20 protein-coding genes are annotated in these 23415 nt (G+C 64.4%); 9 read left to right on the plus strand and 11 right to left on the minus strand.

Translation table 11 applies throughout. The annotated features are described in order from the left end of the window. Positions 1-72: 72 nt before the first annotated feature. Complete coding sequence (locus tag ACVISU_RS01175) at positions 73-360, plus strand: DUF5658 family protein (RefSeq protein ID WP_244522025.1); 288 nt, start codon at positions 73-75, stop codon at positions 358-360. A 70-nt stretch (positions 361-430) separates the two neighbouring features. Here the strand turns inward: ACVISU_RS01175 and ACVISU_RS01180 are convergent, their stop codons facing one another. Further along, entirely contained in the window at positions 431-1351 is a 921-nt protein-coding gene (locus ACVISU_RS01180) for an alpha/beta fold hydrolase (RefSeq protein WP_456705720.1), read from the minus strand. 146 nt (positions 1352-1497) lie between these two features. Between ACVISU_RS01180 and ACVISU_RS01185 the strand changes: the two genes are divergently transcribed. Next, the gene (locus ACVISU_RS01185; RefSeq protein WP_456705721.1) at positions 1498-1941 is read left to right on the plus strand and encodes a winged helix-turn-helix transcriptional regulator; all 444 of its coding nucleotides are present in this window, start codon (positions 1498-1500) and stop codon (positions 1939-1941) included. A 113-nt stretch (positions 1942-2054) separates the two neighbouring features. Beyond that, a complete protein-coding gene (locus tag ACVISU_RS01190; protein WP_176531327.1) occupies positions 2055-2222 on the plus strand; it encodes a hypothetical protein in 168 nt (55 codons plus the stop codon). An 11-nt stretch (positions 2223-2233) separates the two neighbouring features. Here the strand turns inward: ACVISU_RS01190 and ACVISU_RS01195 are convergent, their stop codons facing one another. Beyond that, positions 2234-2803, minus strand: coding sequence for an aminoglycoside phosphotransferase family protein (locus ACVISU_RS01195; RefSeq protein ID WP_456710737.1), 570 nt, complete (start codon positions 2801-2803; stop codon positions 2234-2236). Between ACVISU_RS01195 and ACVISU_RS01200 the strand changes: the two genes are divergently transcribed. Further along, positions 2684-2941 (plus strand): hypothetical protein, encoded by a 258-nt coding sequence (locus ACVISU_RS01200; protein WP_028340659.1) that lies wholly within the window; start codon positions 2684-2686, stop codon positions 2939-2941. The genes ACVISU_RS01195 and ACVISU_RS01200 overlap by 120 nt on opposite strands. Positions 2942-3061: 120 nt before the next feature. Here the strand turns inward: ACVISU_RS01200 and ACVISU_RS01205 are convergent, their stop codons facing one another. From ACVISU_RS01205 to ACVISU_RS01225, 5 genes are all read right to left on the minus strand, one after another. Next, positions 3062-4405: a PQQ-dependent sugar dehydrogenase gene (locus ACVISU_RS01205; RefSeq protein WP_456705722.1), complete on the minus strand. Its 1344-nt coding sequence runs from the start codon at positions 4403-4405 to the stop codon at positions 3062-3064. Between the two features lie 93 nt (positions 4406-4498). After that, positions 4499-6112, minus strand: a complete 1614-nt coding sequence (locus ACVISU_RS01210) for a DHA2 family efflux MFS transporter permease subunit (RefSeq protein ID WP_456705723.1) — start codon at positions 6110-6112, stop codon at positions 4499-4501. Continuing rightward, positions 6109-7266, minus strand: coding sequence for an HlyD family secretion protein (locus ACVISU_RS01215; RefSeq protein WP_456705724.1), 1158 nt, complete (start codon positions 7264-7266; stop codon positions 6109-6111). The genes ACVISU_RS01210 and ACVISU_RS01215 overlap by 4 nt, the downstream gene beginning before the upstream one ends. Before the next feature lie 84 nt (positions 7267-7350). After that, positions 7351-8844 (minus strand): sensor histidine kinase, encoded by a 1494-nt coding sequence (locus ACVISU_RS01220; RefSeq protein WP_456710738.1) that lies wholly within the window; start codon positions 8842-8844, stop codon positions 7351-7353. Between the two features lie 16 nt (positions 8845-8860). Next, positions 8861-15145: a HAMP domain-containing protein gene (locus ACVISU_RS01225; protein WP_456705725.1), complete on the minus strand. Its 6285-nt coding sequence runs from the start codon at positions 15143-15145 to the stop codon at positions 8861-8863. Between the two features lie 282 nt (positions 15146-15427). On the opposite strand from ACVISU_RS01225, the gene ACVISU_RS01230 reads away from it, so the two are divergent. Continuing rightward, the gene (locus ACVISU_RS01230; protein WP_456705726.1) at positions 15428-17386 is read left to right on the plus strand and encodes a PAS domain S-box protein; all 1959 of its coding nucleotides are present in this window, start codon (positions 15428-15430) and stop codon (positions 17384-17386) included. A gap of 7 nt (positions 17387-17393) precedes the next feature. On the opposite strand, the gene ACVISU_RS01235 is transcribed toward ACVISU_RS01230, so the two are convergent. Together ACVISU_RS01235 and ACVISU_RS01240 are read right to left on the minus strand one after the other, a co-directional pair. Then, positions 17394-17615 carry a hypothetical protein gene (locus ACVISU_RS01235; protein ID WP_050406674.1) on the minus strand — a complete coding sequence of 74 codons (222 nt, stop codon included), beginning with the start codon at positions 17613-17615 and terminating at the stop codon, positions 17394-17396. Positions 17616-17744: 129 nt separating this feature from the next. Then, positions 17745-18023: a hypothetical protein gene (locus tag ACVISU_RS01240; RefSeq protein WP_157113466.1), complete on the minus strand. Its 279-nt coding sequence runs from the start codon at positions 18021-18023 to the stop codon at positions 17745-17747. Positions 18024-18126: 103 nt separating this feature from the next. On the opposite strand from ACVISU_RS01240, the gene ACVISU_RS01245 reads away from it, so the two are divergent. After that, entirely contained in the window at positions 18127-18327 is a 201-nt protein-coding gene (locus ACVISU_RS01245; RefSeq protein WP_063695424.1) for a DUF3072 domain-containing protein, read from the plus strand. A gap of 101 nt (positions 18328-18428) precedes the next feature. Then, the gene (locus ACVISU_RS01250; RefSeq protein ID WP_456705727.1) at positions 18429-18683 is read left to right on the plus strand and encodes a hypothetical protein; all 255 of its coding nucleotides are present in this window, start codon (positions 18429-18431) and stop codon (positions 18681-18683) included. Positions 18684-18844: 161 nt separating this feature from the next. Here ACVISU_RS01250 and ACVISU_RS01255 read toward each other — a convergent pair whose 3' ends face one another. Further along, complete coding sequence (locus ACVISU_RS01255; RefSeq protein WP_050406670.1) at positions 18845-19102, minus strand: hypothetical protein; 258 nt, start codon at positions 19100-19102, stop codon at positions 18845-18847. Between the two features lie 112 nt (positions 19103-19214). On the opposite strand from ACVISU_RS01255, the gene ACVISU_RS01260 reads away from it, so the two are divergent. Further along, on the plus strand, positions 19215-21284 hold the full coding sequence (locus ACVISU_RS01260; RefSeq protein WP_456705728.1) for an ATP-dependent helicase: 2070 nt from the start codon (positions 19215-19217) through the stop codon (positions 21282-21284). Positions 21285-21489: 205 nt separating this feature from the next. On the opposite strand, the gene ACVISU_RS01265 is transcribed toward ACVISU_RS01260, so the two are convergent. Further along, positions 21490-21741, minus strand: a complete 252-nt coding sequence (locus ACVISU_RS01265) for a PilZ domain-containing protein (RefSeq protein ID WP_050406668.1) — start codon at positions 21739-21741, stop codon at positions 21490-21492. Between the two features lie 263 nt (positions 21742-22004). Between ACVISU_RS01265 and ACVISU_RS01270 the strand changes: the two genes are divergently transcribed. Continuing rightward, entirely contained in the window at positions 22005-23411 is a 1407-nt protein-coding gene (locus ACVISU_RS01270; protein ID WP_456705729.1) for an MFS transporter, read from the plus strand. Positions 23412-23415 lie beyond the last annotated feature (4 nt).

The raw sequence follows: 23415 nt of genomic DNA on the forward strand, positions 1-23415 counted from the left end.
ACAGACAATTAACGAATCAGCTTAAAATGGCGGGATCATCACCGGTCTGGCGCTTGGCACCGAGAGGCTGAAATGAATTGGGTCAAGGCACTGCTGCTGCTTTCCGTACTGCTCCTTGGATGCGCGGACCTTGCGACCACCAACAGGATTTTGGAGCTTGGATTCGGCGAGGCGAACCCGTTCATGGAGATGGCGCAGGCCTGGCTCGGTGCCTGGTGGCTGATCCCGAAACTGGGTTTGACGTACCTCGTCATCGCGCTGCTTTGGCGCAGCGAAAGCCTTTCCAAGATTGCCCTTGTGGCGGCGTTCTGCGCAACGCCCGTCATCAACAACCTCGTCATTCTCGCAGGCGCGAGCTGAACCACGCACACGCCAATCGAGATTTGGCGACGTGAGCGCCCTGCCCGTCGCATGCGACAGGGCATTGCAGTCAGGTCTGCCGGATAAATTCCGCGATCAATCGGACGATTTCTTCCCGAGCATCCTCAAAACAGTAATGCCCGACGCCGGCAAGACGCCTGATCGGTGCCGCCGGGAAGATCGCGGAAAACAGCGGCAGGAAATGCTCTGCGTGCAGCGTGCGATCCGCCTCGCCCCAGATGGCGAGCGCAGCCTTGCCGCGGATCGCGCGGTCGGCTGCGGGATCCGGCGCCTCGAACCTGTGCGCGCCGGTCGCAAAGCCTTTGGCCCATCCGATCGCACCGAGGCAATCGGCCGGACGAGCGAAGGGGGCACCGTAGGCGGCTAGCCAGGCATCGGTGATGACGGCGTTGTTCTCGAAGCCGTTGAGCTTGAGCGTGCTCAGGATGTTGTAGCCGAGTTGGCCGAGCACTGGCTCGAGCTCACCATTGGCTTCGGCTTTTACGATCCATTGAAACCACGGCGAAGTCAGCGCATTGGCGGTGACGCGCTCGAACAGGTCGCTTTGCCCGAACGGCGTCGGCCCGTTGGCCGAGATGATGCGGCGGATCCGATCCGGATGCCTCGATGCGAACCCCATGCCGACCGGGCCGCCGAAGTCATGCATGACCAGCGTAATGTCGGAGAGATCGAGCGCAAGCACCAGCGCTTCGAGATTGTCGACATGGTCCTGCAGCCAGTAGCTGCGCTCTGCCGGCGTCGCGCTCTTGCCGAACCCCATGTGATCCGGAACGACCACGCGGTGGGTGATGCTGAGCGCCGGCACCAGATGGCGAAACAGATAGCCCCAGGTCGGTTCGCCGTGGAGGCACAGCACCACCTCCCCGTCCCGCGGGCCTTCGTCGAGATAGTGCATCCGGAAGCCCGGCGCCGTGCTGAAATGCGGTGTGAACGGAAAGGTGCCGTCAAAGGCGGCGTCGGGCTGGATCATGGCTTGGCCTGCATGGTTTTAATTTGAAACCATGGTGTATCGCTTGAGGTTTTACTTTGCAACCAGTATATCGGACCCACGACCGGGCGGTCCTTCGGGCCGCCCCTCCGATCAGTGCGTGGCGTGAGGAACGACAGGTGACCGCGATGGCCAAGAGAGTGAGCCACAGGGACTCGATGTGCGGTGTGGCGCGGCCTCTGGATGCGATCGGCGACTGGTGGTCGCTGCTGATCGTCCGCGATGCCTTCGACGGAAAGCGCCGGTTCGGCGAGTTTCAGAAGAGCCTCGGGCTTGCCAAGAACATCCTCGCCGCGCGGCTCCGCAATCTCTTGGCGCATGGGATCATGGAGGCCGTGCCGGCAGCGGACGGCAGCCCGTATCAGGACTATGTGCTGACCGAAAAGGGACGCGGGCTCTTCCCGCTCCTCGTCGCGCTCCGGCAGTGGGGCGAGGATTTCTTCTTCGAGCCCGACGAGTCGCATGTGCTGCTGGTTGATCGAAAGAATGGACTGCCGGTGCGCCGGCTCGAGCTGCGAGCGCAGGATGGACGCGTCGTTGGTGCAGAGGACACGATGGTGCGGCTGCCGTAGGCTTCATATGAGAGCGGCGGCGCACAAGACGCGCGTGCGCCGCGCCGGACCGCTACCAGCAAACCGGATGTTAACCGTCGCTGCCGCAGCATCCGCGCGTGGAGGTTCGAGCAATGCAGACATTCCGGATTTCGTTGAGCGATGGGGAGCGGAAATTCCACACGGCGATTCAGGCGCCGGATCCCGCGTCCGCACGCATCAAGGCTGCCTATTTCTTCGATATATCGAAGTGGCGAATCCTGAGTGTATCGCTGAGCGGAGCCAGCGCCGCCGCGGCGTAGCGGCTGCGCGCCTATGCCATCCGGTCGAGCTCGGCCGTAGCAAGGTTTGCGATCTGCAGGTTGATTTCGGCGAGCAGATCGTCATCGCCGAGCAACAATGCTGCCGACAAGCCGGTCCAGGCGACGATCCATGACAGCAGGCGCCGACGATCCAGCCTCGCTGCTTGCACGACGATGTCGAGACGCCGCGCAAAACGTCCGGGTTCGGTCGCGACCGGCCGTGCCAGATCGGCAAGATCCGGATTGGTGAAGATGTTGGCGTAGTCGAAACCTCGCTCGCCGACGAGATGCTTGGGATCGATCGCGAGCCAACCGCGCGCCGCCGCCACGCTGGTTCCCTGCGACGCATCGTGGTAGGGCCGTGCCAACCGGTTCCTGGCCGCCTTGGCCATGTTGGTTGATGACAGCCCCCACCCTTCTCGCGCTACAATGTTGCAGCCGGAGCGACGGAGGGTGTGGTGATGCCGCGAAAGGGAATTACCGGACACGACGAATGGGTGGTCACGGAAGCTCTGGCCACCGCGCTGGTCGCACTCGAACAGTTGCCGTCGAAGCATCAGCCCCGCGCCCATATGGAGGATGTCCGGAAGATCCTGACCGCGAGATGTGAGGCCGGAGCCGTCACGCTGCATCTTGCGCAAGCCAAGTGCCGGTTGTTTCCCGATACCGATCCCCTGACCATCTACGAGGAATACGGCCTCAAGGACGGACTAGGCTAGCAGCCGTCGACCAACGGCTAGGGCATTTTCGCTTCTGATTGAAGCAGAACCGAAGCTCTGGATTCTTGTTTTGACGCGTTTTCTTCGCGCGAACCGGTGTCCACTTCGGTGGGAAACGCTCTAGTCGTGGCTGACGCGCCAGATCGTGCCGTTGCCGTCTTCGGAGACCAGCAGCGCGCCGTCTCGCGCTACGGTGACACCCACCGGGCGGCCCCAGACCTCATTGTCGCCGACGACGAAGCCGGTGACGAAGTCCTCGTACTCGCCGGTCGGCACGCCGTCCTTCAATCTGATACGAATGACCTTATAGCCGGTGCGCTTCGCGCGATTCCACGAACCATGTTCGGCTGCAAACGCATCGCCGCGATATTCGGCCGGAAAACTGCTGCCAGTGTAGAAGGTGAGGCCGAGCGAGGCCGAGTGCGCCTGCAACAGCACGTCGGGAATGGTCACCTTGTCCTTGAGGTCGGGCCGCGCGCCGGCATGCGCGGGGTCTTCGTTGGCGCCGATATAGTACCAGGGCCAGCCGTAGAACGCGCCCTCGCGGATCCGCGTCACATAATCGGGGACGAGATTGTCACCGCGGCCGTCGCGCTCGTTGGTGGAGCACCAGGGCGTGCCACTTCCGGGCTGGATCGCAAGTCCGACGCAGTTGCGGATACCGGTGGCGAACAGTTTCTGGTTCTTGCCGTCGGGATCGAAGGCCAGCACGGCCGCGCGGTTGGTTTCCGATCCCCAGGCAGCGCCAAGCGCGTGATCGCGGCTCCAGGCCTCGATGCCCTCCGGAGGTCTGCCCAGCCCCTCGCCCGCGTTCCCGGCGGAGCCGACCGACACCAGCATGCGCTTGCCGTCAGACGTGAACACGATGTCACGCGTGGAATGGCCGTAGCCGTGAGGAAGGTTTGCGACAATGGTCTCGGGCTTTCCCGACGGGTTGAGATCGCCGTTGCGATAGGCGAAGCGCACGACGCTGTCGGTGTTGGCGACATAGAGCCATTGCGGATTGTCGCCGCCTGGAAAGAACGCGATGCCGAACGGCCGGTTCAGTCCGGTTGTGTAGACCTCGTTGGTCGCCGGCCTGGTGGCACCGTCGGGGCTGCGCAAGACGCGGATGCGGCCGGAGCCGGTTTCGACGACGAAGATATCGCCATTGGGCGCGGTCCGGACAATACGCGGACCGCTCAACCCGCTCGCAAACAGCTCGATCTTGAAGCCTGCCGGCACCTGCGGCATCGCCGATGCGGGGCGCGGCACGACGCGTGACGAATTGCTGCTGGAAGCTGTGGCGCCTGGCTTGGGCAAGTCCCGCGGTGCGATGAGACGCACCGTGCCCGGCCTGTCGCGCTGCCAGTCACCAAACGCCTCGGCGCCTTTCAGCACAGGCTCGGCGGCCGACCGGGTGATACCGGTCGCTGCGAGGACGACAACTGTCAGAGTCACACCGGCAAGCTTGGTCTTCAGCATGTGCTCCTCGCCTGGTGTCCGTTTCCGGCTATGCAGGTCATAGCGCGGTTCGACCGCTAGCTGAGTTCACAATGTCGTCTGCTCTAATCTCCCTCAATGTCCTCTGGGCGACGACGTCAGGTCGACCGGCTTGATGATCAAAGCGAGTGGAACCATCGCAAGGCCGATGAGCGAGAGCAGCCAGAACACATCGATATAGGCGAGAAGATCAACCTGCCGCTGCAAGGTCTGGCCTACCCAGGCGATCGCCTGAGATGCGGCGTCCGATGCATTCGATCCCTGCGACTGGAAGTAGCGCGTCATCGTATCGATGGTCTGCTGATACCCGAGATCGGAGGGCGCGGCATGCTCGATGAGCCGGCTCTGGTGGAATTGCTGGCGTTGCGCCAGCGCGGTCTGGGCCAGCGCAACGCCCATCGACCCGCCGATGTTGCGCGCGACATTGATCAGCGCCGACGCCTGGTTGGTCTTGTCCGGCGGCACGCCATCGTAGGACGCCGTCGTGACCGGCAGAAACAGGAACGGCAGTCCTGCGGAGAGGAAGATGCGGGCCAGCGCGGCGTAGCCATAGGTGATGTCGCCGTTCAGTCCCGTCAGGTGCCACATCGAGAACGCGACGATGCAGCCGCCGATCGCGATCAGGTATTTCGGCTGGACACGACTGACGAGATTTCCGACCACCGGCATCAGGATCAGCGTGACGATGCCGCCGGGCGACAACGCGAGCCCCGCCAGCAGCGCGGTATAATTCAGCTCGGTCTGCAACAACTGGGGCAAGATCTGCGTCGAAGCGATCAGCACCGCGCCGGTGCACAGCATCACCAGAAAGCACGATCCGAACTGGCGCCGTCCCAGCAGGCGAAGATCGACGATCGGCTCCTCACGCGTCAGCTCCCATGGGATCAGCGCAATCAGGCAAACCGCCGAAGCCAATGCGAAGCCCGTGATCATGTCGGAGCCGAACCAGTCCTTGCGCTGGCCTTCGTCGAGCACGAATTCGAGCGAGCCGAGCCCGATCGCGACCAGCACGAATCCGACGTAGTCGACGCGCAGGCCGCCCTTGAGCAGTTCCTTGCGCTCCTCTTCGGCGCCGGACGGCTCCTTGACCAGCGTCCCGACCAGGAACAGCGAGATCAAGCCCATCGGCACGTTGATCAGGAAGATCCAGTGCCAGGTATAGGTGTCGGTGATCCAGCCGCCGAGGGTCGGCCCGATCACAGGGGCCACCACGACCGCCACGCCGTAGATCGCAAACGCCTGGCCACGCTTGGCCGGCGGAAAGGAGTCGGCGAGGATCGCCTGCTCGCTGGTCGCCATCCCGCCGCCGCCGAGGCCCTGGATGATCCGGAACAGGACCAGTGCTTCCAGGCTCCAGGCCAATCCGCACAGCAGCGAGGCGAATGCGAACGTGCCGACGCAGATCATGTAGAAGCGCTTGCGCCCGATCACGGTCGAGAGCCAGCCCGAGATCGACAGTACGATGGCGTTGGCGACGAGATAGCTGGTGATGACATAGGTGCTTTCGTCGAGGCCGACGGCGAGGCCACCCGCGATATGGCGTAGCGCCACATTGGCGATCGTGGTGTCGAGCACTTCCATGAACGTTGCGATTGAGACGACGAAGGCGATCAGATACGGATTATGCCCGCCGGCAGCCGACCGCTCCGGCGACCACGATGCGCCGCCGCCTGCGGCGACGTCGCTCATCGCACTTTGGTCCAGGGCACGACCGACATGCCCGGCCCGACCGGCACATCCGCCGGCCAGTTGTCGACCACGATCTTCACGGGGACGCGCTGCACGACCTTGACGAAATTGCCGGTCGCGTTCTCCGCCGGCAGCAGGCTGAACGCGGTGCCCGAGCCAGGCTGAACCGAAGCCACGTGGCCGGCGAGCTTGCGCCCCGGATAAGCATCGATCCTGACCTCGACCGGCTGGCCCGGCCGCATGTCGGTCAGCTGGGTTTCCTTGTAGTTGGCGGTGATCCAGATATCGTCGGGAACCAGCATCATGACGCTCTGCGCCGGCGCCACAAAGGTGCCGACCGCGCCGCTCAGTTTGACGACGCGTCCGGACTGGGCCGCAACAATGCGGGTATATTGCAGGTTCAGATTGGCCTGATCGAGCTGCGTCTGCGCCTGCTCCAGCGATGCGTTGCTGCTCCTGAGCTGTGCCTCGAGCGTCTTGACGCCGAGTTCGGCCGCGGTGACCGCCGTTCTGGTCCGGCTGGTATTGGCCTGTTGGGCGTCGAGGTCGGAGCGCGTCTGCTGCTGCCGCTGCACCGTGCCAGCGCCCTTCTCCACGAGGTCTTGGGCCCGCGCGGCCTCCTCCTGCGCGAACTTCAGTTGCGCCTCGGCTTGCTGCTGCTGCGCCTTGGCTTGCTTGATCTGCTCCTGCTGACTGTCGATCTGCGCCTGGACATTGGCAACATTGGCCTGGGCAGCCGCGACTTGCGCGCCGGCCTGATCGACCGCGATCTTGTAGTCGCGCTCGTCGATCCGCGCGAGCAGATCTCCGGCATTGACGTGCTGGTTGTCGGTGACGGGGACCTCGACGACATAGCCGCCGACCTTCGAGGCCACGGCAAAGCTGCGCGCCGCGATGAACGCGTCGTCGGTCGATTCATAGTGGCGGACATTGAGCCAGTAGGCCACGCCGCCGACCAGCGCAATCAGGAGCAGACAAGCGCCGGCCGTCGCAAGCATCCAGTGCTCGCGCAACCGGTCGCGCACCGGCGGCTTGCGGTCAGTCTCCTGTTGCGGTGAAGACGAATGCTCGGGCCGCGACTGTTGTTCTTGGGCGCGCTCAAGCTGCCGCGGCTCCTCCACGGACGGCCCGCGCTCTCGGGTTTGGGCATCCACGGCAGCACCTCAGGCTACGAACGGAAGCGATTGTCCCTCGTTAACCGCAGCGTCCGGCGCTTGGTTCCTGTTTCGGAGGACGCGCTACACGGCCCTAGAACCGACCATGGGCTTGCGCTCGGCCGCCGACAGATCGCGGTAAGCCGCCGCCTCTCCAACCGGCGCCTTGAGCGGAACCGTGAGCCGGCAGATCAGGCCCTCGGCACGCCAATCGAAATCGGCCCGTCCGCCTAGTTGGGTCTCGATGCTGGCGATGACACTTCGTGTGCCGAAGCCCTTCTGCTTCGGTTTGGTCACCGCAGGCCCGCCGGATTCCACCCAAGCTAGGATTAGCGCATCGTCATGCACCTCCCAGGTGATCGCGAGACGGCCTGACAGCACCGACAGGCTGCCGTATTTGGCGGAGTTGGTGACGAGCTCGTGCAGCGCCAGCGCCAGCGTCTGCGCCGTCGCGGGCTGCAACTGCACTTCCGCGCCATCGATCTGGATCTGCCCGGCCTCGGAATAGGGCGCGATCTCCTCGGTCACCAGCCGCCGGATCTCGGCGCCCTGCCAGCTCGACAGCGACAGCACGGTGTGAACGCGCGCCAGCGCCGTGATGCGGCCCTCGACCGCGCGCACATAGGCGGTGACGTTCTGGGCGCGCGTCAGCCGCACGATCGACTGCGCCAGCGCGAGCGCGTTCTTGGCGCGATGATCGACCTCGCGGGTCAAGAGGCTCTGCCGTTCCTCGGCCTTCTTGCGATCGGTGATGTCGACGGTGACGCCGCTGACCCGCACCACCCTGCCGCTCCTGTCGCTGGTCGCCGCAGCCGTGCCGACGCACCAGCGGATCTCGCCGTCCGGCCGCACCACACGGAATTCAGCCTCATAGGAGGTTTGGCCGTTGCCGAAGCCGGTCCAGCCCTGGCGGAGTTGCTCGACATCGTCGGGATGAAACAGAGCCTGGATATTGTCCGACGTGAGCTTGAAGGATTTCGGGTCGACGCCGAAGATCTTGTATTGCCCCTCGTCCCACATCCAGTCGCCGTTGACCCAGTCCCAGTCCCACGAGCCCATCTTGCCCGCGGCGATCGCCATGCTGCGGCGCGCCTCGCTTTCCACCAGCCGCGTGGTCGACTGCTCAAGCTCGGCGGTGCGCGCGCGCACGCGGTCCTCGAGCTCGGCATTGAGGCGCTCAAGTTGCCGTGTCTTACGGTAGAGCTCGGCGAACACGCGTATCTTTGCGCGCAAGACCTCGGGCACGACAGGCACCGGGACGTAATCGACCGCGCCCATCTCGTAGCCGCGCAGCCGGTCGATATCGCTGACCTGGATTGCCGAGATGAAGATCATCGCGGTCTTCTGGAAGCGTGGATGCTCGCGGATCATCGCCGCGAGCTCGAAACCGTCGAGCTCGGGCATGCAGACATCGACCAGGATGACCGCGACTTCGTTCTTGAGCAGGAACTCGAGCGCCTCGCGGCCCGACGAGGCGGCGACCAGCGTCTCGCCGAGCTCCTTCAGGATGACCTCATAAGCCAGCAGCTTGGCCGGCTGGTCATCGACCAGAAGGATGTTCACCTTTTCATGGTCCATCATGTTCGATCACCGATCAGCGGTGCAGCCACATGCGGATCGCCAGCAGCAGTTGCTCTGTGTTCACGGGTTTCGCCAGATAGTCGGATGCGCCTGCCTCCAGGCATTTCTCGCGGTCGCCTTTCATCGCTTTTGCGGTCAGCGCGATGATCGGTAGCCGCGCAAAGGCCGGATTTTGCCGGATAGCGCCGACGGTCTGGTAACCGTCCATCTGCGGCATCATGATGTCCATCAGCACGATCGCGATCTTCGGATTGGACTCGACCAGCGATATCGCCTCGTGACCTGTTGTCGCAGTCAACACCTTCATACCTCGCCGCTCCAGCACGCTCGACAGCGCGAAGATGTTGCGGGCGTCGTCGTCGACCAGGAGCGCGGTCTTGCCAATCAGATCCTCGTCGGAACTGTTGAGCTTCTCCAACATCCTCTGTTTTTCGACGGGCAATTCCGTGATCACACGGTGCAGGAACAGTGACGTTTCGTCGAGCAGACGTTCCGGCGACTCCACACCCTTGACGACGATGCTGCGCGCCATGGTGTGCAGTTCCGCATCCTCTTCGGCGGAAAGTTCCCGGCCGGTAAATACGACAACGGGAATATTGGACAGCGTCTCGTCCTTGCGGATCTGATCCAGCACCTCGAAGCCGCTCATGTCAGGCAGCCGCAGGTCGAGCACGACGCAGTCGCAGGGATGTTCGCGCAAGGTCGAGAGTGCCCCTGCCCCGGTTCCGCTGGTCACGATCTCGATATCCTCGTGGCCGAGCAGTTCGGTGATGCTGAGCTGCTCCGCCGCATTGTCCTCCACGATCAGCAGCCGCTTGCGACGCGGTTTGGCGTATTCCTTGATCTGCGACAGCGCAGCGCTAACGCCCTCGGTCGTGGTCGGCTTGTTGACGAAGGAGAAGGCGCCGCGCGCCAGCGCATGCTGCCGGTCCTCGTCGAGCGTAATGATCTGGACCGGAATGTGACGGGTCAGCGGATTGTGCTTGAGCTGGCTCAGCACCGTCCAGCCCAGCATGTCGGGCAGGAAGACGTCGAGCGAAACCGCGCTCGGCTGGAACTGCTTGGCGAGGTCAAGCGCCTCGGCGCCGCGGCTTGCGACCAGCACCTTGAAGCCCTTGTCGCGAGCCAGATCGATCAGCACCCGCGCGTAATGCGGGTCGTCCTCGACGATCAAGAGGATCGTGTCGCCGGGCTTGAGATCGAGCCGGTCGTCCGGCAGCTGCTCGATCACGCGCTCTTGCACGCTGGACGATTGCAGCGCCGGTGCCGCGGTGTGCGGCATCGCCAGCGCCTGCGGACGCAAGGCCGCCGACGGTCCGGCATATTTCAGCGGCAGATAGAGCGTGAAGGTCGAACCCTTGCCCGGCGCACTGCGCAGATGGATCTCGCCGCCGAGCAGGCCGGCCAGCTCGCGGCTGATGGCAAGGCCAAGCCCGGTGCCGCCATACTTGCGGCTGGTGCCGGCGTCGGCCTGCTGGAACGCCTCGAAGATCAGCTTCTGCTTGTCCTGGGGGATGCCGATGCCGGTATCCGACACTTCGAAGGCGACGACGGCGGGTGCTGCGTTCAGGATCGGATGCTCGGCGCTCCAGCCGCCGAGCGCGGCCGACACGGTCAGGCTGACGCCGCCGTCCGCGGTGAACTTGAATGCGTTCGACAGCAGGTTCTTGAGCACCTGCTGCAATCGCTTGGAGTCGGTCACCATGCTGCGCGCGAGATTGGCGTCGACATCGATGCTGAAGGAGAGATGGCGGTTCTCCGCCTCGTGCCGGAACGGCCGCCCGACGGTCTCGAGCAGGCTCGAGGTGAGGATTTCCTCGGCATCAACCGTCACCGTGCCGGACTCGATCTTGGAGAGGTCGAGGATGTCGCTGATCAGGTTCAGCAGGTCGGTGCCGGCGCCGTGAATGGTGCGGGCGAACTCGACCTGCTTGCCGGTCAGGTTGCCGTCCGGATTCTCGGTGAGCTGCTGGCCGAGGATCAGGATCGAGTTCAGCGGCGTGCGCAGCTCGTGCGACATGTTGGCGAGGAATTCGGACTTGTATTTCGAGGTCAGCGACAGCTCGGTCGCCTTCTCTTCCAGAGCGCGGCGGGCCTGCTCGATTTCCTGGTTCTTGCGCTCGACGTCGACGTTGCGTTCGGCGAGCTGCTGGGCCTTCTGCTCGAGCTGGTCGTTGGTCTGCTGCAATTCCTTCTGCTGGGTCTGCAACTCGCCGGCGAGCTGCTGCGACTGCTTGAGCAGCGCCTCGGTCTGCATCGTCGCCTCGATACTGTTGAGCACGATGCCGATGCTGTCGGTGAGCTGTTCGAGGAACGTAATCTGCGAGGTCGTGAACGACGAGATCGAGGACAGCTCGATCACGGCCTTGACCTGGTTCTCGAACAGCACCGGCAACACGACGAGGTTCTTCGGCATGATCCGCATCAAGGCCGAGTTGACCGGCACCGCATCGCCGGGAATATCCGAGACGAGGCGCTGCCGCTTGTCGAGTGCGCATTGGCCGATCAGTCCCTCGCCGAACTGGACGATCTGCGGATGCGGATTGCTGCTGTCGCTGGCATAGGCCGACAGCAGGCGCAGCTGCGCATTCTCGGGATTGTCGACCTGGTAGATCACGCCCATATGCGCGTTGATCAGTGGCGCCAGCTCGGTCAGCAGCAGGCGGCCGACGGTCGCGAGATCGCGCTGGCCCTGCAGCATGTTGGTGAAGCGCGCCAGATTGGTCTTCAGCCAGTCCTGCTCGGTGTTGCGCTCCGTGGTGAGACGGAGGTTGCCGATCATGGTGTTGATGTTGTCCTTGAGCTCGGCAACTTCGCCGCGCACGTCGACCTGGATCGAGCGCGTCAGGTCGCCCTTGGTCACCGCCGTCGCCACCTCCGCGATCGCACGCACCTGGGAGGTCAGGTTGGCCGCGAGCAGGTTGACGTTGCCGGTGAGATCCTTCCAGGTCCCGGCAGCGCCGGGCACATTGGCCTGGCCGCCGAGCCGTCCCTCGACGCCGACTTCGCGCGCCACGCTGGTGACCTGCTCGGCGAAAGTCGCGAGCGTCTCCGTCATGTTGTTGATGGTTTCGGCGAGCGCGGCCACCTCGCCCTTCGACTTCACCGTCAAATTCTGCTTCAGGTCGCCATTGGCGACTGCGGTGACCACCTTGACGATGCCGCGCACCTGCTCGGTCAGATTCGCCGCCATGAAGTTGACGGTGTCGGTGAGGTCCTTCCAGGTGCCGGCGACGCCGCGCACCTCGGCCTGGCCGCCCAGTTTGCCCTCGGTGCCGACCTCGCGCGCCACGCGCGTCACCTCGCCGGCGAAGGCGTTGAGCTGGTCGACCATCGTGTTGATGGTGTTCTTCAGCTCGAGGATTTCGCCCTTCACGTCGACCGTGATCTTGCGCGACAGGTCGCCGCGCGCCACGGCCGTGGTCACTTCGGCGATGTTGCGGACCTGGGTGGTCAGGTTCGCGGCGAGCAGGTTGACGTTGTCGGTGAGATCCTTCCAGGTGCCGCCAACGCCTGGCACCACGGCCTGGCCGCCGAGCCGTCCCTCGGTGCCGACCTCACGCGCCACGCGCGTCACTTCGGCGGCGAATGAGCGCAGCTGTTCCACCATCGTGTTCAGGGTGTCCTTGAGCAGCAGGATCTCGCCACGCACGTCCACCGTGATCTTCTTCGACAGGTCGCCGCCGGCGATCGCGGTCGCGACCTCGGCGATGTTGCGGACCTGCGCCGTGAGGTTCGACGCCATGAAGTTGACGTTGTCGGTCAAATCCTTCCAGGTGCCAGCGACGCCGGGCACTTCGGCCTGGCCGCCGAGCTTACCCTCGGTGCCGACTTCGCGCGCGACACGCGTCACCTCGCCAGCGAAGGCGTTGAGCTGGTCGACCATCGTGTTGATGGTGTTCTTCAGCTCGAGGATTTCGCCCTTCACGTCGACCGTGATCTTGCGCGACAGGTCGCCGCGCGCCACCGCGGTGGTGACTTCGGCGATGTTGCGGACCTGCGCGGTCAGGTTGCCGGCCATCGAGTTGACGCTGTCGGTCAGGTCCTTCCAGGTGCCGGCGACGCCGGGCACGTTGGCCTGGCCGCCGAGACTGCCGTCGGTGCCGACCTCGCGCGCCACGCGCGTCACCTCGCCCGCGAAGCGGTTGAGCTGGTCGACCATCGTGTTCAGCGTTTCCTTCAGCTGAAGGATCTCGCCGCGCACGTCGACCGTGATCTTGCGCGACAGGTCGCCCCCGGCGATCGCGGTCGCGACCTCGGCGATGTTGCGGACCTGCGCCGTCAGGTTGCCGGCCATCGAGTTGACGCTGTCGGTCAGGTCCTTCCAGGTGCCGGCGACGCCGGGCACCTCGGCCTGGCCGCCGAGCTTGCCGTCGGTGCCGACCTCGCGCGCCACCCGCGTGACTTCGCCGGCGAAGGCGTTGAGCTGGTCGACCATCGTGTTCAGCGTTTCCTTCAGCTGAAGGATTTCGCCCGACACGTTCACGGTGATCTTCTTCGACAGGTCGCCCTTTGCCACGGCGGTTGCGACCTCGGCGATGTTGCGGACCTGCGCGGTCAGGTTCGAGGCCATCGAGTTGACGCTGTCGGTCAGGTCCTTCCAGGTGCCGGCGACGCCGCGCACCTCGGCCTGGCCGCCCAGCTTGCCCTCGGTGCCGACCTCGCGCGCCACGCGCGTCACCTCGCCGGCGAAGGCGTTGAGTTGGTCCACCATCGTGTTGATGGTGTCCTTCAGCTCGAGAATCTCGCCGCGCACGTCGACCGTGATCTTCTTCGACAAGTCGCCGTTGGCGACCGCGGTGGTGACCCCGGCGATGTTGCGGACCTGCGCCGTCAGGTTCGACGCCATGAAGTTGACGTTGTCGGTCAAGTCCTTCCAGGTGCCGGCAACGCCGAGCACGTTGGCCTGGCCGCCGAGCTTGCCTTCGGTGCCGACCTCGCGCGCCACGCGCGTCACTTCCGAGGCGAAGGCGTTGAGCTGGTCCACCATCGTGTTGAGCGTTTCCTTCAGCTGAAGGATCTCGCCCGACACGTTCACCGTGATCTTCTTCGAGAGGTCGCCGCCGGCGATCGCGGTCGCGACGTCGGCGATGTTGCGGACCTGCGCGGTCAGGTTCGACGCCATGAAGTTGACGTTGTCGGTCAGATCCTTCCAGGTGCCGGCGACGCCGGGCACCTGGGCCTGACCGCCGAGCTTGCCTTCGGTGCCGACCTCGCGCGCCACGCGCGTCACTTCCGAGGCGAACGAGTTGAGCTGGTCCACCATCGTGTTGATGGTGTCCTTCAGTTCGAGAATTTCGCCTCTGACGTCCACCGTGATCTTGCGCGACAGGTCGCCGCGCGCCACGGCGGTGGTCACGTTGGCGATGTTGCGGACCTGGGCGGTCAGGTTGCCGCACATCGCGTTCACGGAGTCGGTCAGGTCCTTCCAGGTGCCGGCGACACCGGGCACGATCGCCTGGCCGCCGAGCTTGCCGTCGGTACCGACCTCGCGCGCCACGCGCGTCACTTCCGAGGCGAATGAACGCAGCTGATCGACCATCGTGTTGATGGCCTCTTTCAGCTGCAGGATCTCGCCGCGGACGTCGACCGTGATCTTCTTGGACAAGTCGCCGTTGGCGACCGCGATCGTCACCTCGGCGATGTTGCGGACCTGGCCGGTCAGATTGTTGGCCATCGAGTTGACGCTCTCGGTCAGGTCCTTCCAGACGCCGGTCACTTCCGGCACCTGGGCCTGGCCGCCGAGCTTGCCCTCGGTGCCGACCTCGCGGGCAACGCGGGTGACTTCCGAGGTGAACACCGAGAGCTGCTTGATCATCGTGTTGACGATGTTCGCCGACTGCAGGAATTCGCCGCGCAGCGGCCTGCCCTCGACGTCGAGCTGCACGGTCTGCAGCAGGTCGCCCTGTGCCACCGCGGCGACCGCCCGGGTGACTTCGCGGGTCGGCCACAGCAAATCGTCGATCAGCGTGTTGACCGAGCTCTCCATATCGGCCCAGGCGCCGCTGGCGAGGCCGAAATTGACGCGCTGGCGGGTCTGTCCCTCGCGGCCGACGACCTGTCCGACGCGCGCCAATTGCTGGGCCATGCGCTCGTTGGCGGCTGCGATTTCGTTGAAGGCGTCCGCGATCTTGCCGTCGATACCGAGATAGTCGCCACGCATCCGGACCGAGAAGTCGCCGCCGCGCATCGCCTGCAGCGATTGCAGCAGATCGTGCGAGGAGTCGAGGCTTCCATTCGATGGTTGGGCGCGGCGTGTATCAGCACGGGGACGAGGCGGCGAACCGAGATCGGTCATGGAATTTCCCCTACGCGCTGGCCACGAATCCGGAGACTCGGAAAGGCCAGTGTGACCATAAGAAGGACTGCCTTTGATCTATTCAAGCGGGAAAACGCCAAAACCACGATTTGTGACGCAAACCGAGGACCTTAATCGCCAACGGAACCAAAGGTTCCAATGCTCATTGGAACTTTTCGCCGGCCGGCGGCAGCCTAAGGTCTTGCTCGGTCCGCGCGGCCGCGTGCGAGCGTCTCGGAACATCGGCCCGCGCCCGGCGTTTAGCGCGGGGCAGGACTGACAATGATCAAGCAAACAGATCGTCTCAAGCGGGACATTTTCGAAAGCGAGCGCAGATTTCGGCTGTTGGCCGGAGGAGCGATCGACTACGCCATCTGCATGCTTGGCGCCGATGGCCGGGTGACCAATTGGAATAAGGGCGCCGAGCGGATCACCGGCTATTCGGCCAAGGCGATCCTCGGTAAGCACTTCTCGATCTTCTATCCCGATGATGATCGCGACTCGGGTATCCCCGCCAGGGCGCTGCAAGTCGCACGCAAGGAAAAGCATGTGGCTGCCGAAGGCTGGTGGGTCCGCAAGGATGGATCACAATTCTTCGCCGCTGTCGTCATCGACCCGGTTTACGAGAAGCGCAGGCTGGTCGGCTACGCGATGGTCATCCGCGACATAACCGAGCGGCAGCAGGCGCGCGCGGATCTCGAGGCCAGCGAAAGCCAGTTTCGTCTGCTGGTCAGCAACGTCACTGATTATGCGCTGTATATGCTGACGCCGGACGGCATCGTCGCCAACTGGAACACCGGCGGCGAGCGCATCAAGGGCTACTCCCCCGCCGAAATCATCGGCCAGAGTTTCGCGCGATTCTACACGCCGGCCGACCAGGCCGCGGGCAAGCCGGCCCGTGCGCTCAAGATCGCCGAGGAAAGCGGACACTATGTCGAGGAAGGCTGGCGGGTGCGCAAAGACGGCTCGTTCTTCTGGGCGAGTGTCGTAATTGATCCGATCCGCGACAACCACGGCAAGCTGGTCGGCTTCGCCAAGATCACTCGGGACATCTCCGAGCGCCGCGAAGCCCAGCAGAAGCTCGAGCAGGTGCAGCGTCAGCTCGCGGAATCGCAGAAGATGGATGCGCTGGGCCAATTGACTGGCGGGGTCGCGCACGATTTCAACAACTTGTTGATGATCATTTCAGGCAATTTGCACCGGATCAAACGCGAGGTGATGAGCGAACGCGGCCGGCTTGCGCTAGGCGCGATCGAAACCGCATCGCAGCGTGCGGCATCGCTGACCAGCCAGCTCCTCACCTTCGCACGCAGGCAAAGCGTCAACCCACAGTCCATCAACGTTACCGACAGGATCACGTCGCTGCGTGAGGTCTTGATCAGCGCGCTTGGCGGCGCGATCCGGCTCGACATTGATGTCGAGCCGGCCGTCTGGCCGGTTTTCGCCGATCCGACCGAGTTCGAGACGGCGCTGATCAACCTGGTGGTCAATGCGAGAGACGCAATGGTCGACGGCGGAACTCTCACCATCGCTGCCCGCAATGTGCCTCACCAGGCCCAGGTCGTCGTGAGCGTGACCGACACCGGCGCAGGCATTCCCGACGACGTCCTGAGCAAGGTCTTCGATCCATTCTTCACCACGAAGCCGGTCGGCAAGGGCACCGGCCTCGGACTGTCCCAGGTTCACGGCTTCGCCCACCAGGCCGATGGCCGAGTCGAAATCAGGAGCGCGCTGGGCAAGGGTACCACGGTCAGCATCTATCTCCCCCGGGGAACCGGCAGCGCCGCGATTGCCCCGGTCGACGCTACGGAGCATGGCCCGGCCACTGTTCTGTTGATCGAGGACAATCCCGCGGTCGCGGACGCAAGCATGGGTCTGCTCGAGCAACTCGGCTACGCGGTGCGCTGGGTGTCAAGCGCGGAGGCAGCCTTGTCGGAGATCGATGCAAACGGGATCGACGTGGTGTTCAGTGACATCGTCATGCCTGGCCGGATGGATGGGCTGAAGCTGGCGCGTACGATCCGGGACAGGAAGCCCGATCTTCCGATCCTGCTAACGACAGGCTACAGCGACAGTGCACGCAACGTCAGGTCCGATTTCCCGGTGCTGCGCAAGCCGTATCACATACACGACCTCAGCCGCGAACTCTCGAAGCTGACAGGGCAACGATCTGAAAGTCTGTCAGGCGAGATTGATCCCGCAGGGCAAGATGCGCCGAGCAGCGCGCGAGCACGTCGGTAAGAAGAACTTAAGGTTGCTTGTCCGGCCAGCTTCGCCGCACCAGCAGCACCCGTTCAATGCGGCTGCACTGCTCGCAGCGGTATTGGAGAATATCCCTGCCCTTGCTACCCGGAGAGCTGCTCTCAAGCCGCATCGTCCTGATGCAGCTGATGCACGAGATCAGCGTCAGCAGCGGACTGCGATCGTCATTCATCGATTCCCGCGGCGGCGCGGTCGGATCGGCGATCATGGCGCTGGGCGATGCTATGGTGTTGGCTCTCACCACAAGAAAATGCCCACCCCGTGGCTCGGGTTCCCGTCTCGAAACCAGATTTGGGCGCGGGCCCACGCGACGCGCCCGCCCGCTCGTTCGGGTCGATCAAACCCTCGCGTTGCTGTGGCCCGGCCTCCCCTTGCCCTTGTCCGATTTGGCGTGGCTCGGCTTGGCGGTTGCGACCGGACGATCGCCGTAGCTTCGGCTCAGCCGCTCCCGAACCGTGGGGAGACGCTCGCCGCCGCCGGCGGCCTTCCAGCGGCCGACGAGCTCGGCCACTTCGGCGCGCATCGCCATCAGCCGGTATGACGCCTCGCTGCAATCCAGATCGCGGTTGACCTGGTCCCGGATCGACGCCTCGACCAAGGTCATCTCAGCGCGCAAAGTGCTGATCCTGCGACGAATTTCATTGATCTTGTTGTCCATGGCTTGTTAGAACAAAAATAGAACATATTGTCAAGTCACGATCCGGCAAGCGAGGTGAGCGATGAGCATGGCAGCGGTGAGATTTGGCGGGGTTGCGGAGCGGCTTGGCGGGCTGATGTCGCGTGCCCAGGCGCTGCGGTTGAGGAGCCTGGCCGAGGAGGCCTATCAGCCGAACCAGTACGCGCGCGACCTGACATCGGAGGAAGCCGAACGGCGCATCGATGCCCTGAAGGCGGAGATCGCACTGGCGGATTCTTTCTGAACCACCGCACCGGCCGAGCCGGACACTCCCTTAAGGCTTTGATATAGCGGCGCAGCCAGCCCTGTTCTGGTATTGCTGCTTGGGTCTTTGGGGGAGCTTTCGTGCTGGAGTTGGAGAAGCGGTCGCCGCTTGCGTTCCCGATCACGCTGAAAGACGGGCGAACGCTCGCAACCGTCGGCGACGCGGCGGACTATTTGTCAGCATTGAACGTGGATCAGCGCGAGCGCGGGTACTGGAAGATTGCGATCCTGATGTTCAACAACGCCATGCGCGAGCCCAGCTATCTGAGGATCGCAACGATCAACTTGCGCTCTGCCCTTGTGTACGATCGCCTCGCTGACGACGACGGCCAGTGATTGTGGTTTTGCAGCTACAGCCGAATCGGCGCGCCTTTCGTAAAGCCCGCTCGTTATGGCCGCAAACAAGGTAACGGCGGTACACGCGACGGCCGGGTGCGCATTGCGCTTTCGGCCGGACTCTCGGGCCGCCTCGGAGGGCCAAGGCGGCCCATTTCTTTTCAAAGCAATTTGGCGCGGACGAACAGCGTCCGGAGCGCGTTGGTTGCCTGCACCGTCAGCATGGCATTGCCGGCTGCGCGCTCCAGCGCGACCAAGGCATCGTCATGCAGTGAGCGGAACTCCATCCATTCGACGGCGCTGAGATTGCTGATGAAGCGATAGGCTTGGCCAACGGTCGCGAGCGTTACCGTCTCGCCGTTCAGCCGCACCTTGAATGTCGCCTTCAGCGGCGTGTCGGATTTGGAAGGGTCACCCATGGCGCGGTTGTGCGCCGTGCCGCGTTAATGTCAATCTAATTTCTCTGCTCGGACGCGGGTGCGCCGGCCCCACTGAATCGCAATGTCTGTTAGCGTTTCGTGGGGGTGATTCGTGCCTGATCTTGCCAACACAGCCTATCTCGATGCGCTCAATTCCGAGCAGCGCCGCGCCGTCGAGCACGGCGTCGGCAAGGACGGCATTGTCGGCGCGCCGCTGCTGGTGATCGCCGGTGCAGGCTCCGGCAAGACCAACACGCTCGCCCATCGGGTCGCGCATCTGATCGTCGCGGGTGCCGATCCGCGCCGCATCCTGTTGATGACCTTTTCGCGGCGCGCCGCCGCCGAGATGGCCGGCCGTGTCGAGCGCATCGCGCGGCGCGTGCTCGGCGATCGCGCCTCGATCATGACCGATGCGCTGAGTTGGGCCGGCACCTTCCACGGCATCGGCGCGCGGCTGCTCCGTGAATTCGCCGAACGTATCGCGCTCGACCCGGCCTTCACGATCCATGACCGTGAGGACTCCGCCGACCTGATCAACCTGGTCCGCCACGATCTCGGCTTCTCCCGCACCGAAAGCCGGTTCCCGACCAAAGGCACCTGCCTTGCGATCTATTCGCGCTGCGTCAACGCGGAGATGCCGATCGAGGCCGTGCTGGGCCAGTTCTTCCCGTGGTGCTCCGGCTGGGCCAGCGAGTTGAAGCAATTGTTCGCGGCCTATGTCGAAGCCAAGCAGCGCCAGAACGTGCTCGATTATGACGACCTCCTGCTCTACTGGGCGCAGATGGTGACGGATACGGCGCTCGCAGAAGAGATCGGCGGCCGCTTCGACCATGTGATGGTCGACGAATATCAGGACACCAACCGCCTGCAGTCCTCCATCCTGCTCGCGCTCAAGCCGGCCGGACGCGGGCTCACCGTCGTCGGCGACGACGCACAGTCGATCTACTCGTTCCGCGCCGCCACCGTGCGAAACATCCTCGACTTCCCGAGCCAGTTCAGCCCGGCCGCCGAGATCATCACGCTCGACCGCAACTACCGCTCGACGCAGCCGATCCTGTCGGCCGCCAATGGCGTGATCTCGTTCGCCAAGGAACGCTTCACCAAGAACCTGTGGACCGATCGGACCTCGACCCGCAAGCCTCTGCTCGTCACGATCCGCGATGAAGCCGACCAGGCCCGTTACATCGTCGAGCAGGTGCTGGCCAACCGTGAGGAAGGCACGCTGTTGAAGCATCAGGCGGTGTTGTTCCGCACCTCATCGCACAGCGGACCGCTGGAGGTCGAGCTGACCCGCCGCAACATTCCGTTCGTGAAATTCGGCGGCCTCAAATTCCTCGACGCTGCGCACGTCAAGGACATGCTGGCACTGCTGCGCTTCACCGCCAATCCGCGCGACCGGGTCGCCGGCTTTCGCATCCTGCATCTGTTGCCCGGTGTCGGGCCGGCCTCGGCGCAGCGCGTGCTCGACCGCATGAGCGAGGCGGCCGATCCGATCGCCGCGCTCGCAGCGCTGCCCGCCCCGCCCCGCGCCGGCGCCGACTGGCGGCTGTTCGTCGAGGCAATCGAGAACCTCCGCTACTCGGAATGGCCTGTCGACGTCGAACGCGCGCGCCTGTGGTACGAGCCGCATCTCGATCGCATCCACGAGGACAGCGAGGTGCGCCGCGCCGACCTCATTCAGCTCGAGCAGATCGCCGCCGGCTATCCGTCACGCGAACGCTTCCTCACCGAGCTCACGCTCGATCCGCCCGACGCCACCAGCGATCAGGCCGGCGTGCCGCTGCTCGACGAGGACTATCTGATCCTGTCGACGATCCACTCCGCCAAGGGGCAGGAATGGAAATCCGTCTACGTGCTCAATGTCGTCGACGGCTGCATGCCCTCCGATCTCGGTGCCGGCACCTCGGCCGAGCTCGAGGAGGAACGCCGCCTGCTCTATGTCGCGATGACCCGCGCCAAGGACGATCTGCATCTGATGGTACCGCAGCGCTTTTTCGTCCACGGCCAGGCCGCCAAGGGCGACCGCCACATGTACGCCTCGCGCACCCGTTTCATCCCGGAGCGGCTGCTGCCGATGTTCGAGCGGACCAGCTGGCCGCGAGCCGGCGCCGCGCAGGCCTCCTCCGCCAACCGCGCGCCGCCGATCGACGTCGGCGCCCGGATGCGCGGCATGTGGCGCTGACGCCGGTCCGAAAAGATTCTCCGACCGCCGGGAACGAAGCTGTCGGTCTCGCGTTGAACGCGCGTTCGTAATCGGCAAACGACCATCCCAAACGGCTCCGCCGCGAAAGCGCGGAGCCTTTTTTTGCGCCGCGTCAAGCCGTGCGGAACAGCGTGACAGGCCAGTCGACGCGTTTCGGAACGTGGTCGGAACCGGCGTACGGCGCTCAGGCGGTCGGCACGAAGCTCAGCCCAATTCGCGTCTTCTTGCTCCAGATCACCTGGCACTCGTAGACCACCGAGGCGTCGTTGGCCATCACCAGGCGGAATCTGTGCGGGACGAAGGCCGGATTCTCGACCTCGATGGCGGCGCCCTCCGGCGATATGTTCACGATCGTGCAATGCATGACCGATCCGCCCGACGAGACGTAGCCGGGTTCATCGATCTCGGTTCGTGGATGCTTGCGCTTTTCGTCCACCCGGCCTGCCCCTCGGTTTTCGTCACGCGAACGTGGGCGATCGGCATTGCAGGAGTCAACGGCTCCCGCGGCTTACATCGGGCTTTCGCACCACGATTTGTGCGCAGCGGTAAGGCAGATTGCTTGTGCGCCCGTGCAGATGAGCCCCGCGTCGGTGTGGGCTTGCCGTTAGCGACAGCGAGGATAGCCTCACCCTATGGGCGATGCGCTGGCGCGACGCACGCACCCAACAGCAACGAACAGGCGCCATGGGGAGACGCGCCATGTTCGAGATTCTCGATCGCCGGACGGCTCTGACCGGCAACCAGATCAAGATCCTTGCGGCGGCCATCATCGGCGATGCGCTGGAGTTCTTCGACTACTTCCTGATCGGCTTTGTGCTCGCGTTCCTGATCGGGCCGTGGAAACTCACCTTCGGCCAATCGGCCACCGTGCTGATGAGTTCCGGCATCGGCGCCATCCTCGGTGCCTATCTCTGGGGCTGGCTCGCCGACCGGGTCGGGCGCCGCATCGTCTTCACCGGCACCGTCCTGAACTTCTCGATCGCGACCGGGCTGCTCTATTTCACGCCCGATAACGGCTGGGTCTATCTGGCGATCCTGCGCTTCTTCGTCGGCACCGGCGTCGGCGGCCTCTATTGCGTCGACCTGCCGCTGGTGCAGGAGTTCATGCCCTCGCACAAGCGCGGCTGGGTCGGCGGCCTCGTCACCTGCGTGATCCCGCTCGGCGTCGGCCTCGGCGCGGTGCTGGGCGCGATCATGGGCTCTGATCAGTGGCGGCTGCTGTTTGCGATCGGCGTGCTGCCGTCGGTGATGGTGCTGCTGATCCGGCTCTGGGTCCCGGAATCGCCGCGCTGGCTGTGCCGGCAGGGACGCTATGACGAAGCCCGCAAGTCGCTGGCCTGGGCCCTCGAGGTGCCGCCTTCGGAACTGCCATTGCCGAGCGCGGCCGACGCCGGCCCGATCGTCAAGACCAGTTGGTTCGACCTGTTCAAATATCCGCGTAGCCTCATCGTCTCCTGGCTTGGCAATGCGGGTGCGCAGACCGGCGTCTACGGCATCACGCTGTGGGCGCCCGCGCTGTTCGTGCTGCTCTTGAAGGTCACGCCGCAGGAGGCCGCCAAGATGATGATCCTGCTCAGCATCACCGGCTTCCTCGGCCGCATCTCGTTCTCGTATTTCTCGGAACTGCTGGGACGGCGCGTCGCCGGCGGCCTGCTCGGCTTCGGCGCCGGCGCGCTGACCATTATTGCCGGCTACCACTACGACGCGACGCTGTTCGGCATGTCGGCGTTCTGGCTGCTGCTCGGCGCCGCGTTCTTCTTCGCCGACGGCGGCTTTGCGATCGTTGGGCCCTATGCCGCGGAGGTCTGGCCGTCACATCTTCGCACCACCGGCATGGGATCGGCCTATGGCTTCGGCGGCATCGGCAAGATCATCGGGCCGGTCGGGCTTGCCCTGATCGTCGGCTCGAACAACTATCTCAAGCCGGACGTGCCGCTGACCCAGATCCCGACTGCCTTCGTCTATCTCGGCTGCTGGTTCCTGATGGCGGGTGCCGTCTATCTGTTCTTCGGGCTCGAGACGCGGGGCAAGTCGATCGAGCAGATCGACAAGGAGCTCAACGCGGCAGCTGACGTCGCGGCCTCCGCCACCATCCGACGCGCCTGAGGGA

The sequence above is a fragment of the Bradyrhizobium sp. USDA 4452 genome, from assembly GCF_054063575.1.